The 14,656-nt window shown below is 70.8% G+C and carries 14 protein-coding genes and 1 pseudogene; 6 read left to right on the top strand and 9 right to left on the bottom strand.

From position 1 onward, the window contains the following. Positions 1-80: 80 nt before the first annotated feature. The 3 genes from ACFU6I_RS30695 to ACFU6I_RS30685 all read right to left on the bottom strand — a co-directional run bounded on the left by ACFU6I_RS30695 (position 81) and on the right by ACFU6I_RS30685 (position 3,308). Positions 81-851 (bottom strand): DUF6227 family protein, encoded by a 771-nt coding sequence (locus tag ACFU6I_RS30695; protein WP_384372526.1) that lies wholly within the window; start codon positions 849-851, stop codon positions 81-83. A gap of 179 nt (positions 852-1,030) precedes the next feature. Then, positions 1,031-2,110 (bottom strand): P1 family peptidase, encoded by a 1,080-nt coding sequence (locus ACFU6I_RS30690; protein ID WP_384372524.1) that lies wholly within the window; start codon positions 2,108-2,110, stop codon positions 1,031-1,033. 10 nt (positions 2,111-2,120) lie between these two features. Further along, entirely contained in the window at positions 2,121-3,308 is a 1,188-nt protein-coding gene (locus tag ACFU6I_RS30685; RefSeq protein WP_384372522.1) for a low temperature requirement protein A, read from the bottom strand. Between the two features lie 294 nt (positions 3,309-3,602). Between ACFU6I_RS30685 and ACFU6I_RS30680 the strand changes: the two genes are divergently transcribed. Genes ACFU6I_RS30680 through ACFU6I_RS30655 form a run of 6 tightly spaced genes read left to right on the top strand, consistent with a single transcriptional unit; the run spans position 3,603 to position 8,999 of the window. Next, a complete protein-coding gene (locus ACFU6I_RS30680; RefSeq protein WP_384372520.1) occupies positions 3,603-4,703 on the top strand; it encodes an MFS transporter in 1,101 nt (366 codons plus the stop codon). After that, the gene (locus ACFU6I_RS30675) at positions 4,700-7,024 is read left to right on the top strand and encodes a molybdopterin oxidoreductase family protein (protein ID WP_384372518.1); all 2,325 of its coding nucleotides are present in this window, start codon (positions 4,700-4,702) and stop codon (positions 7,022-7,024) included. The genes ACFU6I_RS30680 and ACFU6I_RS30675 overlap by 4 nt, the downstream gene beginning before the upstream one ends. A gap of 7 nt (positions 7,025-7,031) precedes the next feature. Beyond that, positions 7,032-7,634, top strand: coding sequence for a 4Fe-4S dicluster domain-containing protein (locus ACFU6I_RS30670; protein WP_326792433.1), 603 nt, complete (start codon positions 7,032-7,034; stop codon positions 7,632-7,634). Beyond that, on the top strand, positions 7,631-8,443 hold the full coding sequence (locus ACFU6I_RS30665) for a Rieske (2Fe-2S) protein (protein ID WP_384372516.1): 813 nt from the start codon (positions 7,631-7,633) through the stop codon (positions 8,441-8,443). The genes ACFU6I_RS30670 and ACFU6I_RS30665 overlap by 4 nt, the downstream gene beginning before the upstream one ends. After that, the gene (locus tag ACFU6I_RS30660; protein ID WP_384038572.1) at positions 8,346-8,732 is read left to right on the top strand and encodes a DUF6755 family protein; all 387 of its coding nucleotides are present in this window, start codon (positions 8,346-8,348) and stop codon (positions 8,730-8,732) included. Before ACFU6I_RS30665 ends, ACFU6I_RS30660 begins: the two co-directional genes overlap by 98 nt. Before the next feature lie 39 nt (positions 8,733-8,771). Further along, the gene (locus ACFU6I_RS30655; protein ID WP_384372514.1) at positions 8,772-8,999 is read left to right on the top strand and encodes a hypothetical protein; all 228 of its coding nucleotides are present in this window, start codon (positions 8,772-8,774) and stop codon (positions 8,997-8,999) included. Between the two features lie 152 nt (positions 9,000-9,151). On the opposite strand, the pseudogene ACFU6I_RS30650 reads toward ACFU6I_RS30655, so the two are convergent. The 6 genes and pseudogenes from ACFU6I_RS30650 to ACFU6I_RS30625 all read right to left on the bottom strand — a co-directional run. Further along, a pseudogene (locus ACFU6I_RS30650) lies at positions 9,152-9,202 on the bottom strand (hypothetical protein); the annotation flags it as partial. A gap of 203 nt (positions 9,203-9,405) precedes the next feature. Then, positions 9,406-9,990: an RcpC/CpaB family pilus assembly protein gene (locus ACFU6I_RS30645; protein WP_384372512.1), complete on the bottom strand. Its 585-nt coding sequence runs from the start codon at positions 9,988-9,990 to the stop codon at positions 9,406-9,408. Between the two features lie 148 nt (positions 9,991-10,138). Continuing rightward, a complete protein-coding gene (locus ACFU6I_RS30640; protein ID WP_384372510.1) occupies positions 10,139-10,972 on the bottom strand; it encodes an S-methyl-5'-thioadenosine phosphorylase in 834 nt (277 codons plus the stop codon). Between the two features lie 89 nt (positions 10,973-11,061). Further along, positions 11,062-11,406: an FmdB family zinc ribbon protein gene (locus tag ACFU6I_RS30635; RefSeq protein ID WP_384372508.1), complete on the bottom strand. Its 345-nt coding sequence runs from the start codon at positions 11,404-11,406 to the stop codon at positions 11,062-11,064. A 66-nt stretch (positions 11,407-11,472) separates the two neighbouring features. Then, positions 11,473-12,756, bottom strand: coding sequence for an MFS transporter (locus tag ACFU6I_RS30630; RefSeq protein WP_384372506.1), 1,284 nt, complete (start codon positions 12,754-12,756; stop codon positions 11,473-11,475). A 303-nt stretch (positions 12,757-13,059) separates the two neighbouring features. Next, positions 13,060-14,580: a potassium/proton antiporter gene (locus ACFU6I_RS30625; protein WP_384372533.1), complete on the bottom strand. Its 1,521-nt coding sequence runs from the start codon at positions 14,578-14,580 to the stop codon at positions 13,060-13,062. Positions 14,581-14,656 lie beyond the last annotated feature (76 nt).

Here is a 14,656-nt window from a genome sequence, read left to right as displayed (position 1 = left end):
CCTCGGGGGCGCGGGCACCTTCGCGTGCGGCTCGGCGGCAGCCTCCCCCGGCGAACGGGCGGCGGCGGGCGGCGCAGCGGTCAGCAGATGCGCGTACGGCTCTCCATCGCCTCGCGTGCCGTCTTCTCGTCCCTGTACACCTCGCACATGTGGCGACCGTCCGGCGTAGCCGTGTGCTCGACCTCCCAGAGGCTCGTCTCCCTGCCGTCGAGAAGCAGGAACGCGTGCTCGTACAGCGTGAATCCAGCGTCCCGCCCGTCCACCCGGCACTGCCTGCCGAAGATCTGGGTGATGTGGTGGGCGAAGGCGGCCCGCAGGAGGCGCGCGGTCTCCTCGCCCGGACCGTTGTTGTTCTCCGCGCGGCGCAGGACCCGGCGGGCGTGGTCCGCGGAGTTGTCCGGCGCGTACATCCGGGGCAGCGGGGCCGGCGGAGCGGCCATCAGGAGCGTCAGTGTCTCCAGGTCGGCCTGCGGGCCGTCCTCGCCGAACACGGGTACGTCGGAGAAGCTGCCGGACAGCCGGGCAGCGGCGACCTGGACGTCCGCCTCGTCGTCGTACAACTCGTGGTGCTGGGGGACGGGCTGCCTCCGCGACCGGGGGTCCGTCGTGTCCCTGGCGGTGCTGTGGACCAGCTCCCACAAGGTGAGCGCGGAGCCGTCGGCCAGCAGGTAGGTGTGCCGGTAGATCTCGCGATGCAGCACGGAACTGTGGTGCGAGGAGTGCAGGGAACTGCTGTGGGCCAGCGCGGTCCCGAGTTGCTCGACCGTGCAGTCGGGCAGGTCGAAAGAGTTGAGTGCCCGTCGTAGGAGTCGGTCGAGATGCTGCTCGGTTGTCTCGTACGGATCGCTCAAGGTGCTGTCTCCAGGCCGTCGCCGCGTGTTACTTGCTGCGTGCTTAACGTAGTCCCTGGGTCCGACATCGTGACCGGGGTTCCTGAAAACGTATGACGCGTGCGGAAGGTTCCTTGCGATTCGTCCGAACTTCCTGCTGTGGATGGCGAGTCGGTGGGCGCCCGGCTGCGGCAGGTGGGTCAGCGGGGGCCGTAGAGATCGCTGTACGAGGGGTGGACGCCCGCGCCGGGGCGCAGGTCGACGCCCTCCGCCGCCCGTACGGCCTTCACGACGGCGCGGGTCAGGGTGTCCGCGCCCGCTGCCAGGAGCTCGTTCAGAGCGATCGGGTTCTCCTGCGGCAGCGGGCGCTCGCCCGTGGCCAACGCGAAGACCGTGTCCCCGTCGGTCAGCAGATGTACGGGCCGCACGGCGCGCGCCAGCCCGTCGTGCGCCGTGCCCGCGAGCTTCTGCGCCTGCGCCCGGGTGAGATCCGCGTCGGTGGCGACGACGGCGAGCGTGGTGTTGAGCGTGGGGAGCGCGTTCGCCTCCCGTGCTTCGGCCAGGCGGCGCACGGCGGTTTCGTGGACTTCCGCCGCGGGGTGCACGGGCGGCTCCGCGGCGCCGTACTCCCCATACAGGACCCCGGTCACCGGATCGACCACGGACCCCGCCGCATTCACCACGACCAGCACGCCGACCGTGATTCCGGACGGCAGCCGCACACTCGCCGTGCCCACACCGCCCTTGAGCTGACCGGCGACCGCGCCCGTACCCGCACCGACCCCGCCCTCGGCGACCGGGGCCCCCGGCTCCGTACCGGCTGCGGCCTCCACGGCGGCACGGCCGGTCGAGGCGTCCGGGCGGGCCCGCCAGTCGCCGCCCCGCCCCAGGTCGAAGATGCACGCGGCCGGGACCACCGGTACCACCTGCGACGGATCGGGGCCGACCCGCACACCCCGCCGCTGCTCCTCCAGCCAGGCCATCACACCGGACGCCGAGTCCAGACCGTAGGCGCTGCCGCCGGTCAGGACGACGGCGTCGATCCGCTGCACCAGATTGCGCGGGTCGAGTGCGTCCGTCTCCCGGGTGCCGGGGCCACCACCGCGTACGTCGACAGCCGCGACGGCGCCGCCCTCGGGGGCGAGGACGACAGTGGTGCCGCTCAGCGCGCCGTCGCCCGCCACCTGCGCGTGACCGACGCGCAGCCCGGCGACATCGGTCAGCGCGTCCATCGCCCCTGCCGCCGGTGAAAGCGGGAACTGTGCATCCTGTCCGGTCATCGCGTGCTCCTCACATCCGGTTCGGCGAAACCACGGCGCCCGGTGCGCCCGTTGCCGGGCGTCGCGACAGCAACACTCCGACGGCCACCGTCGCGGCCGCCACCAGACCGGCCGCGAAGGCCGCCCACTCCCCGGCGAACGTACAGCCAAGGATGGCCACCGCGGCCAGGGGGAGGGGCAGTTGCTCCGCGAGATCGCGCTTGAAGTGGCGGGCGTGGATCAGCCACACCGTCAGCAGATAGACCGCGGCGGGCACCGTCACGGCGGCCGAGGCGACCGTTGTCGACACGTGCGCCTTGCCGATGGCCTCCTCCACCGCGACCTCGATGCCCGAGCCGATCGCGGCGGCGGAGCCGAAGATCACGTAGTGGCCGTATCCCCAGACGAACGCCTGCCTGCTGCCGCGGAGATAGCTGTGGATCGGCACGGCGAAGTAGATCCACCAGGCGGCGAAGACCAGCAGCAGCCCGCCCGCGGCGACCGGCAGCAGTTCGTCGAGCGCTTCGTGCTCGTCGGCCGCCTCCTGGACGGCGACCGTCGCGGCGGCGATCGTCTCCCCGAGCACGATGATGGTGAACAGCCCGTACCGCTCGCCGATGTGGTGCGGATGCCAGCTCGTCCCGAGGTCGCGCTCGGCGATCGTCGGGACCGCCAGCTCGCACAGGGCGAGCACGACGAAGACTGCGGAACGGGCGCCGTTCGCACCGGCGGGCACGAACAGCATGCCGATCCAGCCCAGTTGGAGCAGGACGATGCCGGTGGCGTACCGCCGGGCGACCGTGCGCTCCGCGCCCTCGGCGTAGTGGGCCACCCGCAGCCACTGGCTGGTCAGCGCGAGCCGCATCACCACATATCCGATGACGCCGAGCGCCCAGTCCCCGTTGTCGAAGGCGCGTGGTACCCCGGCGGCGAAGATGAGCACGCCGGTGATCTGGACGAACGTGACCACGCGGTACAGCGCGTCGTCGGTGTCGTACGCGGAGGCGAACCAGGAGAAGTTGACCCAGGCCCACCAGATCGCGAAGAACACCGCCAGGTAGCCGGCGACCCCGGTGCCGGGGTGCCCCTCGACGACGGCATGCACGAGACGCCCGCCCGCCTGGGCGACGGCGACGACGAAACACAGGTCGAAGAAGAGCTCCAGCGGGGTCGACGCGCGGTGTTCCTCGGTGCGGCTGCGAGCGGTCATCCGGGGCATGCGCCCCAGCACAGCAGACCGCCCCGAGGGCGGGCGCCCGGACGCGCAGCCCGATCGGGGAAAGCCTCCCGGAGATTCCTGCGAATGCATTCACCAGTGGACGGCGGCGGATGGAGAGGCTTACGGACGACGTCGGGAGACGCGGGCCAAGGAGGCCCACCGTCCGCCTCGTCCCTTCGCGTCGCACGGCCTGCGCGTCGCCGAAAACCCGGCTGCGCGCCGTCCGGGCGACGGGCTCACCCTGCCGCTGGCTAAAACAGGACTAATAACCCCATTCGTCCCTACGGTGGCTGAGTGACCGAGCCACCAGAAGCCGCAGCCGGAGCCAGGGGTGCACCGGCACCGCCCGCCGCGGGCGGTGCCGGCGTTCCCCTGTCCGTCACCTTCCGGGCGACCGTGGCCGGCGTCGTCGTCTCCGTCCTGCTGATCCTCGCGATCGTCTTCGGCAGCCGGCTTCTGGAGAACTTCGACTCCGCCCTCCTCCCGTACGCGGTCGCCACGGTCTTCCTCGCCTTCGGTGTCGCCTACCGCTACACGGTCTGGATCTCCGCGCCGGGCGCCCGGCGCCTGTTCCGGCAGGGCCGACGGGCCTTCTTCTCAGTGGCCAACTTCCGCAAGGCTCCCACCGCTCTGCCGAAGATGATCGCCACCTATCTGGGCTTCCAGAAGTTCCTCGGCGCCCGCTCCCACGCCCGCTGGGCCGCCCACCAGCTGATCTTCTGGGGCTGCGTCCTCGCCTCGCTGATCACCTTCCCGCTGACCTGGGGCTGGTTCACCTTCACCTCGGGCAGCGGCTCGGGCCCCGGCTACGAGATGCGCATCTGGGGCTTCAAGATCATCGGCTTCGATTCGCTGAACGTCCTCGGCTGGCTGATGTTCCACGGCCTCGACATCGCCGCCGTGCTCGTCATCCCCGGTGCCTGCTACTTCCTGTGGCGTCGGATGAAGGACCGCGGTGCCATCACCGGCCAGCGCTTCGCCTACGACCTCGTCCCGCTGATTGCGCTGATCGTCGTCTCCGTGACCGGTCTGCTGCTCACCTTCTCGTCGATCTTCCTGCACGGCGGCGGATACGAATTCCTGGCGATCCTCCACATGGTGTCGGTGGTCTTCACTCTCATCTACCTCCCGTTCGGGAAGTTCTTCCACATCGTCCAGCGTCCGGCCGCGGTCGGTATGCAGCTGTTCAAGTACACCGCCTTGCAGGACCAGGAGATCTTCGGCTGCCGTCGCTGCGAGGAGCCCATCGACACCGGACCGTACGTCGAGAACCTCCGCGGCACCATGCGCGATCTCAGCCTCGACTTCGACGAGTGGGCCGAATACTGCCCGCGCTGCAAGCGGGTCCTGCGCGGCAGTGCCTATCTCTCCCATGTGAAGAAGGGCTTCAAGTGACCGCGGATCCGCGAGCCGACGACCCCCGTAGGGCCGTCCCGCTCGGCCCGTCCCTCGCCCCGCCCGGCACCCGGGCGTTCCGGGACGCGGGCGGCATCCCCGCCGACCGGTGGCACGCCGACCAGAACGGCGAGACCCTCGTCCCCACCCACTGCTGCTTCTGCGGCGTCCAGTGCGGGATGTATCTGCGCGTCGACCGCGGCGGAAAGGTCTTCGGCGTCGAACCCCGCAACCACGACATCAACCGGATGCGGCTGTGCCCCAAGGGCGTCAACGCGTACCAGCAGGTCAACCACCCCGACCGGCTCACCGCCCCGCTGATGCGCCGTTCCCGTGACGAGGCGTTCCGCGAAGCCTCCTGGGACGAGGCGCTCGACTTCACGGTCTCCGAGGTCGAACGCATCCAGCAGACGTACGGCAACGACGCCTTCGGGGTGCTCGGCGGCGCCAGCCTGTACTCCGAGAAGACGTATCTGGTCGGCAAGTTCGCCCGGGTAGCACTCAAGACCCGGCATGTCGACTACAACGGCCGGCTCTGCATGGTCAGCGCGGCGGGAGCCAACAAGCTCGCCTTCGGCATCGACCGGGCCGGCAACCCGTTCTCCGACATCCTGCTCACCGACTGCCTGCTGATCGCGGGCTCCAACGTCGGCGAATGCTTCCCCGTGATGACCCAGTATGTGTGGGGGGCCCGGGACCGCGGCGCGAGCCTGATCGTCATCGACCCGCGCGAGACCGCGGTCGCTCGCACGGCCGACATCCATGTCGCCCTCAAGCCGGGCACCGACTCGGCGTTCTTCACCTCCGTTCTGAACGTCGTCATCGAGGAGGGCCTCACCGACGAGGCCCATCTCGCCGCCCACACCACCGGCTGGGACGAGGTCAGGGCCAAGGCCGCCGAGTACCCGCCGTCCCGTGGCGCCGAGATCTGCGGTGTCCCCGCCGAACAGATCGTCCAGGTCGCCCGGACCTTCGCCCGCGCCCCCAAGGCCATGGCCTGGCACGCCCGCGGCATCGAGCACCACTCGCAGGGTGTCGAGAACTGCCTTGCCGTGATCAACCTCTGCGCCGCCACCGGCCACATCGGCAAGCCCGGCGCCGGCTACGGCACCATCACCGGTCAGGGCAACGGGCAGGGCGGTCGCGAGCACGGCCAGAAGTCGGACCTCCTGCCCGGCGGCCGCTCGATCATGAACGCGGAGCACCGTCGGCAGATCTGCGAGATCTGGGGCATCGAGGAGTCCGAACTCCCGCCCGCCGGCACCTCGATGATGGAAATGGTCTGGCAGATGCAGCGCCGCGAGATCCGGGGCCTGATCGGCATCTGCAACAACCCCTTCGTCTCCCTGCCCAATTACAAAGTGGTCAAGGAGGGGTACGACGCCGCCGAATTCCATGCCCAATTCGATTTCTTCCTTTCCGAGACCGCTGCCAACGCACATGTCGTCTTCCCCGTCACCACCTGGGCCGAGGACGAAGGGGTGATGGCCAACGCCGAGGCCCGCGTCGTCAAGCACAACAAGGCCCAGGACCCGCCTCCCGGGGTACGGACCGACACCTGGGTGATGTGCGAACTCGCCCGGCGGCTCGGCGCCGGCGACAAATTCGCGTTCGCCGACTCGCGCGCCGTCTTCGACGAGCTGCGGATCGCCTCCGCCGGCACCGTCAACGACTACTACGGCATCACCTACGAACGGCTGGAGGAGACCGGCGGCATCGCCTGGCCCTGCCCCTCCATCGACCACCCCGGTACCCCCCGGCTGTTCGAGGACGGCCGGACCTACCACCCCGACGGAAAGATCCATCTGCAGGTCGTCGACTGGCACCCGCCGATGGACCCGTACGACGACGAGCACCCCATGTCGCTCACCACCGGCCGCACCGTCGCCCACTACCTCTCGGGCAACCAGACCCGACGCCTGGGCGGCCTCGTCGAACAGACCCCGCGTCCCTGGGCCGAGGTCCACCCCTCCCACGGCTTCCGCAACGGCGAACCGGTCCGCGTCGTCACCCGGCGCGGAAGCGAGGTCTTCCCCGCCCTCGTCACCGAGGCGATCCGCCCCGACACCGTCTTCATCCCGTACCACTGGCCGGTGCCCACCGCTGCCAACGCACTCACCATCGACGCCCTCGACCCCCGTTCCAAGATCCCCGAATACAAGGTGTGCGCCTGCCGCATCGAGCACGCCGAAAAGGTCGACGAGGTCCCCGCGCCTCCCGTGGCACCCGGCCACGTCGCCTATCCGGAGGCCCAGGTCTCCCGCACCGACCCATGGCCGCCCACGTCCCCACAGGGCCTTGGCACATCGGAGAGGGGCTGAGACCCGGATGATGGGAAGAACGATCTTCATCGACCCGGGGCGCTGCATCGGCTGCCAGGCCTGCGTCTCCGCCTGCCGGGAGTGCGACTCGCACCGCGGTAAATCGATGATCCACCTCGACTACACCGACGAGGGCCACTCCGTCGCCTCCCTCCCCACGGTCTGCATGCACTGCGAGGACCCGGTCGCCCCGTGCGCCGAGGTCTGCCCGGCCGACGCCATCCTGGTCACCGCCGACGGTGTGGTGCAGCAGGCCGACACCACCCGCTGCATCGGCTGTGCCAACTGCGTCAATGCCTGCCCCTTCGGCGTCCCGAAGATCGACCTGCAGGCGAAGCTGCAGATGAAGTGCAACCTCTGCTACGACCGCACCGCCTACGGCCTCGCCCCCATGTGCGCCACCGTCTGTCCGACCGGGGCGCTGTTCTACGGAACGGCCGAGGAACTCCAGGCCGAGCGGCCCGGTGTCCAGATCGCCGACACCTTCACCTTCGGCGCGACCGAGGTCCGTACCGGCGTCGCGATGGTCGTCCCCGCCGACAAGGTCCAGTGGCCGGTGCCCGGCGGTCTTCCCGTCGTCGAAATCAACGGGAAGGACGTCCGCCGATGAGTGTCAGCGAACAGCCACCGGCCGGGGACCGGCACCCCGGCGGGGACCCGCGCGAGGCCCTGCACGACCGGATCGCCGCCGACTCCCTCACCACCCGGCGCGACTATCTCCGGATCGTCGCCACTGTCTCCGGCGGACTGGCGGTCGGCGGGCTCGGCGTGGCCTCCGGGATGCTTCCGCGCCACGGGGAGCCCGAGGACGGCAAGGCACCCGGGCCGAGGAAGATCACCGCCCAGCTCCTGCCCGGCGAGTCCCTCGCCTTCGGCTACCCGGACGAAGAGGACAGGGCGGTCGCCGTCCGGCTGGACGACGGCACCCTCGTCGGCTACTCCGCGATCTGTACCCATCTCGCCTGCGCGGTCCTCTGGCGCAAGGACCGTGGTGCGGAGGGGGAGCTCTACTGCCCCTGCCACGACGGCGTCTTCGACGCCCGCACCGGCGAGGTCACCGCCGGACCGCCGCCCCGTGCGCTGCCCAAGGTGGTGCTCACGGAGGAGACCGACGGCAGCGTCTGGGCCATCGGCACCACCCGCTCCGGCGAGAGCATCGAGCAGGGCCTGTGCCGCCAGATCAGCTCCGAGCGCCCGGACCTCGCCTCCCGGATCGGCTGCCCCTCCGTCCGGGGCGGCGGGGAGGCACCCCCGCGCCTCCTCCCGGGGCGAAGGAGCTCCGTACCCAGGCAACCGAAGCCGAGCCCCCCGGCAGGCGGACATGACCGACGCCCAGCAGCCCGTCGGCCCGGACCCGCGGGCCTACCCGGAGTACCACCCGGGCAGCGCCCGGCCGGAGCTGAACCGGCCCGTCCGTGAGCGCTATCCGCAGATCCGCTCCACCAGCGGCTACGGCGACCCCCGGGTCCGTCGCACCGGTCCGGGCCCGGGAGCGGGCACCGACCAGGAACCCGAGCGCTCCTCGAAACTGACGGCCCGGCTGGCCCTGGCCATGACCGTGGTCATCGGCCAGCTCTGGGGCCTGACCGTCGTCGTCGACGAATGGATGGAGGGCAACACCGCAACGGCCTGGTGGGGTGCGGGCTTCCTCTGCCTGTCCTTCGCCGTCGTCCTCGGGCTCTGGATGCTCGACCCGAAGGACCGCTGACCGCTGCCGTACCCGGGAGAGCCGCCGTACCCTGGAGACATGAGCACCGCCCCCGCCTCCGGACCGCGCGATTCGAAACCGTCACAGCCGGCACACCCCGTACAACCGGAACAGAGGAAGCCCAGGCCGGCTCTGATCTTCGACGATCCACTGGACCAGCAGTCCGCGGACGATACGGACCGAGGGTGGGGTGAGCGGGCCCCGGGGGGCGACAGCTCCGCCGACCTTGCGCGCTTCCTCGACGAGAAGCCGCCCCACCACGTCTGAGCTGATCGTGCCCGCGCCCCGGGTCCTGGCCGCGATCCGCCATCGGGTCGGCGACGCAGGGGGTCCTCGCGGCAGGAGTTGCGGCTCTCCGGATCCCGGGTGCCGAACGCGCCGACGAGCGGGTCGATGACGCCCTTGACGATCGCGTTCACGATGTCGGCGAGGGCGGCGCCGATGCCGACCGTGATCGCCGTGTCGATCACACGGCCCGCGCAGCAGGAAGGCGTTGCAGCCCTCCCCGGACCGGCCTTCTTCTTCTCGCCCACGGGTGAGCCTTCCTCCGCGGGAGCCGCAGGGGGAGCGAACTGTTCCGCAACCTGGGGCAGTACGCGGCAGAACCACCCGATCCACGCCTTCGGGGCGCTGGCCTGACGGTGTGTCAGTCCGCAGGGCCGACAGGTCCCGTTCAGCACAGGGTCACCGCCAGCCGGGCCGAGATCCCCGCGCCGGCCAGCGATGCGGCCGTGCTCCGCGGCACGGACAGCACGACCAGCGCGCCGCCCGCCGCAGGACCTTCCGCGGGATCCTCCGCCCCGCCGTCGGCCGGCGCCCGCGGCACCGCCGCCACTCGGGCCCCCTTCGCCACCACCCTGGCATCGGCCCCGGCGCCCCCGGCCGCGATCACATCGACCCGGTCGCCGGGGCGCAGCAGCCGGACGGTTGCCGCATCCGCGATCCGGACCGGTGCCGACACCAGCGGAGCCGGCCGTCGCTTCACCGGCCCGGCACCTGCCGCGCCTCCGGCACCGCCCGGGGTCTCGCCGCCGCCCAGTCCCGCGGCGGCCAGCGCCGCAGCCGTCAGCGCCAGCCCGGCCGCCATCGCCCGACGCTGCCGCCACATCGCACGCCGCAGCCGACGCCCCCCGCCCCCGCGCACCCGCAACGGCGCGAACGAGGGCACCCCGCAGGGCGCGGGCGCCGACACCGGCGGACCCGGGACGGACGGGCGTACATGAAGCGAGGAGGAGGTCGCAGAAGCGGGCGGGAACATGGCCAACACCACCAGTCATGAGGAGCGCGGAGTCGGACGAACGCCGACTCCCCTCACCCTCCGCCTTCCGCGAGATTCCCGCTGAGCCCTGTGGACAGCCCCCACGGTGTGGACAACTCCGTCACCCACCCGCCACCGGGGCACCCCCCTACGGCAGTTCGAGTCCCGTCTCGATCCCGTCCAGCGCATGCGCACAGGGACAGTGGCGATCCCCCTCCGGGGGCAGCGCGGTCACCGCGTCGAAGAGCACCGACCGCAGCCGGTCCACATTGGCGGCGAACACCTTCAGCACCTCCCCGTGGGAGACGCCCTCGCCCGCCTCGGCACCCGCGTCCAGGTCCGTCACCAGCGTCATCGTCGTGTAGCAGAGCCCCAGTTCGCGGGCGAGCACGGCCTCCGGATGCCCGGTCATCCCGACCACGGACCAGCCCATCGCCGCGTGCCAGCGCGATTCGGCCCTGGTCGAGAAGCGCGGCCCCTCCACGACGACGAGTGTTCCGCCGTCCACCGGCTCCCAGTTCCTGCCGCGGGCCGAGGCCAGCGCGACCTTGCGCCCCTCGGGGCAGTACGGATCGGCGAAGCCCAGATGCACCACGTTCGGCGCCACCCCGTCCGGCCGGGTCTCCCCGTCGTAATACGTCTGCGTACGGGTCTTGGTGCGGTCCACCAACTGGTCCGGAACGAGCAGCGTCCCGGGGCCGTACTCCGGTCGCAGCCCTCCGACCGCGCACGGGCCGAGCACCTGACGTACGCCCACGGAGCGCAGGGCCCACAGGTTGGCGCGGTAGTTGATGCGGTGCGGCGGCACATGGTGGCCGCGGCCGTGGCGGGGGAGGAAGGCGACCCGGCGGCCGCCGATCTCGCCGAGGAAGAGGGAGTCGCTCGGCTGTCCGTACGGGGTGTCCACGCGAACCTCGGTGACGTCCTCCAGGAAGGAGTACAGGCCCGAGCCGCCGATGACACCGATCTCTGCGTTCACCATGCGATCACAGTAGCGGCGCGCAAAAACGCCGGGGACCCCGCCGAGTGGATCGGCGGGGTCCCCGGTGAAGAGAGGCTGGGTACCTCGGCTCAGGCGGCCGACGTACCACTCGTCGACGACGCGGAGGACGACGACGAGGAAGCGGACGAAGCGGAGGCGGACGAAGCGGACGACTTCGAGTCCGACCCCGTCGAGGAGGACGAAGCGGAACCGGATGCCTTCGCGGGCGAAGACGACGGCGTGCTGCTCGACGACGATCCGCGGCTGTCGTTCCGGTAGAAACCGGAACCCTTGAAGACAATGCCGACCGCCGAGAACACCTTCTTCAGGCGTCCCTCGCAGTTCGGGCACACGGTCAGGGCATCATCGGTGAACTTCTGCACCGCCTCGAGGCCCTCGCCGCACTCGGTGCACTGGTACTGATAGGTCGGCACTTGATCCTCCTGGCACTCTGACTCAATGAGTGCTAACGACGCTCCATACTGACGTATTCCGCTGGATCAGTCCACCGTGACCGGCTCTCGGTGACCGACACCACGTGCCACGGTCCGTCCCGATGCTCTCGGTGTCAGCCGCGAACGCAGGGTCACCAGGGTCGCGAGGGCCAGCACGGTCCCCACCAGCGGCACCACGAAGCCGGTGCTCGCGCCGTGGGCGTCCGCGAGCCGTCCGGCGACCGTCACCGCAGCCGCCTGGCCGAGCGCGACCGAACCCGTCAGCCAGGTGAACGCCTCGGTCCGCGCGGACGCCGGAACCAGCGTCTCCACCAGCGTGTATCCGCTGATCAGCGCGGGTGCGATGGAGAGCCCGACGAGCAGCCCGAGCCCGGCCAGCAGCGGCACGGAGTGCACCGCCCACAGCCCCGAAGCGGTCAGCGTCAGCGCCGCGTACCCGGCGATCAGCCTGCGCCGCGGCCCGCTCTTCCAGGCGATGGCGCCGCAGGCGATCCCGGCCAGCATGTTGCCGGCCGCGAAGATCCCGTACAGCAGGCCGTTCGCGCCGGGCCGGCCGATCTCCTCGGCGAACGCGGTCAGCGAGACCTGCATGCCGCCGAAGACCGCGCCGATCCCGAGGAAGGCCACCGCGAGCACCCGTACGCCCGGCACGGACAGAGCGGAGACGCGCTGTCCGGAGGTGCCGGCCGCGGCGGCTCGGGCCGTGGGCTGGGTGCGGTGCTGCGCCGCGAAGAGCAGGCCGCCCACCAGCGTCAGCGCGGCTTCCGTGATCAGCCCGGCCGCCGGGTGCACGCCGGTGCACAGCGCGGTGGCGAGGACCGGCCCGATGACGAAGGTGAACTCGTCCGTCACCGACTCGAAGGCGGCGGCGGTCGACATCAGCGGCGAGGCCTCCCGGCCCGGAGCCGCGCCCAGCAGGGCCGCCCAGCGGGCCCGCACCATGGGCCCGATCTGGGGGACGGACGCACCCGTCGGAACGGCGGCCAGGAACAGCAGCCACAGTGGCGCGTCCGCCAGGGCGAGTGCGGTCAGTGCCGATACGGACGCCGCGTGCACGAGGACGCCCGGCAGCAGTACGGCGCGCTGGCCGATGCGGTCGGCGAGCTTGCCGCTCTGGGGTGCGAACAGCGCCATGGAGACGCCGGTGACAGCGGCGACGGCGCCCGCGCTGCCGTACGAACCGGTGGTGTGCTGGATCAGCAGCACGATGCCGATGGTCAGCATGGCGAAGGGTTGCCGTGCGGCGAAGCCCGGCAGGAGGAAGGTCCACGCACCCGGGGTGCGCAGCAGCTGCTGGTAACCGGGGCGGTCGGAGACCGTGGACGCCACGGTCCATGCCTTTCTGCCGCCTGGTAGCGGTGCCCCCGCCGGTCCGCACCTGTGGGTGCCGGTCCCGTACGGGGGCTGCCGAGAGCTGTCCTCTTCGCGCGGAACTGCGGTAGATGCCGGGCGCTCGCTGCAGAAGCGGAGGACGCCACGACCGCCATACGGTCGCGCCAGCTCTGCGTCAGGCAGAGTTGGTCGATCAGGTGGAGTGACCAGATGTATCGATCAGATTTCCTTCATGCTACAGGCAGGATTGCTTGCCTGCCTGCGATTGTGCGCAGACTCCTGGTCGTGCGCTTCGGATGGTCAGTGATGGGCCCTCGCGCCCCTGCTGTCCCCGTCGGTCCCCAGCCAGCTGGCCAGCTTGCCGCCCTCGCCGACTGCCCGCAGCCGCGACTCCGCCGCGTCGCGTACCGGATCGGTCGTGACGACCAGCAGTTCGTCTCCGCGCCGCAGCACCGTCGACGGCGCGGGGACGAAGCTCTTGCCGTCCCGTACGACCAGGGTGACTGCGGCACCGGCGGGCAGTCGCAGTTCGGCGACCTCCACGCCGTGCATCTTCGACTTCGCGGGGATCGCGACCGACAGCAGATGACCGCGCAGCCGTTCCAGCGGCGCCGACTCGATGCCCAGGTCGGCGGCCTCGGACGGGTCCTCGGCGATCTTCAGGGCCTTGGCCAGCCAGGGCAGGGTCGGTCCCTGAATCAGCGTGTAGACGACCACGAGTACGAAGACGATGTTGAAGACGTGGGCGGATCCCTCGATCCCGGACACCATGGGAATGGTCGCCAGGATGATGGGTACGGCGCCGCGCAGCCCCGCCCATGACATGAAGGCCTTCTCCTGCCAGGGCATCCGGAACGGGATGAGCGAGATGAAGACCTCCAGCGGGCGCGCCACCACTGTCAGCACCAGACCGACGATCACCGCGGGCCAGAAGTCCGCGAGCAGGTCGTGCGGGGAGACCAGCAGCCCGAGCAGGACGAACATGCCGATCTGCGCCAGCCAGCCGAGCCCGTCGGCGAAGCCGCGGGTGGCGGGCCAGTGGGGCAGTTTGGCGTTGCCGAGGATCATCGCGGCCAGATAGACGGCGAGGAAGCCGCTGCCGTGGAGCATGGCGCCCGCCGCGTACGCGGACACGGCGATCGCCATCACCGCGATCGGGTAGAGACCGGACGCGGGCAGGGCCACATGACGCAGCCCGAACGAGCCGAGCCAGCCGACGGCGATACCGACGGCCGCGCCGATCGCCAGTTCCAGGGCGATCTCGCCGACCAGTACGTACCAGCTGTCCACCGGCCCCCTGGTCGAGAAGGCCACCACCAGGATCACCACGGGGGCGTCGTTGAAGCCGGACTCGGCCTCCAGCACGCCGGTGATCCGGGCCGGCAGCGGCACCTTGCGCAGCACCGAGAAGACCGCGGCGGCGTCGGTCGACGAGACGACCGCGCCGATGATCAGCGACTGCCGCCAGTCGAGGCCGACCAGATAGTGCGCCCCGGCCGCGGTGACGCCCACGCTCACCGCGACGCCGACGACCGAGAGCATGGCGGCGGCGGGCAGCGCCGGCTTGATCTCTTTCCACTTCGTGCCCAGGCCGCCCTCGGCCAGGATCACGACCAGAGCGGCGTAGCCGAACGCCTGGGTGAGTTCGGCGTTGTCGAACTTGACGTGGAAGATCCCGTCCTGCCCCATGGCGATCCCGATGCCGAGATACAGGAGCAGGCTGGGGAGGCCGCTGCGGGACGAGATGCGTACCGCCACGACGGCGACGAGCAGCACGAGTGAGCAGACGAGCAGGAGTTCGTTGAGCGCGTGGACAGTCAGTGGCCGTTCCTTCCCTGCGTACGCCTGCCGAATCGTCTTCCGGCGGCCAGTACTTCGTTACCTTACCTAATCTTTA

The organism is Streptomyces sp. NPDC057486 (assembly GCF_042802415.1).
Taxonomy (GTDB): Bacteria; Actinomycetota; Actinomycetes; order Streptomycetales; family Streptomycetaceae; genus Streptomyces; species Streptomyces yanii.
This window is presented reverse-complemented; position numbering and strand designations above follow the sequence as displayed.

Coding starts and splice junctions, on each gene's coding strand:
- ACFU6I_RS30655 (WP_384372514.1), top strand. CDS start 8,772: ATGAGCACCGCCCCCGCCTCCGGACCGCGCGATTCGAAACCGTCACAG.
- ACFU6I_RS30670 (WP_326792433.1), top strand. CDS start 7,032: ATGATGGGAAGAACGATCTTCATCGACCCGGGGCGCTGCATCGGCTGC.
- ACFU6I_RS30660 (WP_384038572.1), top strand. CDS start 8,346: ATGACCGACGCCCAGCAGCCCGTCGGCCCGGACCCGCGGGCCTACCCG.
- ACFU6I_RS30645 (WP_384372512.1), bottom strand. CDS start 9,990: ATGTTCCCGCCCGCTTCTGCGACCTCCTCCTCGCTTCATGTACGCCCG.
- ACFU6I_RS30640 (WP_384372510.1), bottom strand. CDS start 10,972: ATGGTGAACGCAGAGATCGGTGTCATCGGCGGCTCGGGCCTGTACTCC.
- ACFU6I_RS30685 (WP_384372522.1), bottom strand. CDS start 3,308: ATGCCCCGGATGACCGCTCGCAGCCGCACCGAGGAACACCGCGCGTCG.
- ACFU6I_RS30665 (WP_384372516.1), top strand. CDS start 7,631: ATGAGTGTCAGCGAACAGCCACCGGCCGGGGACCGGCACCCCGGCGGG.
- ACFU6I_RS30690 (WP_384372524.1), bottom strand. CDS start 2,110: ATGACCGGACAGGATGCACAGTTCCCGCTTTCACCGGCGGCAGGGGCG.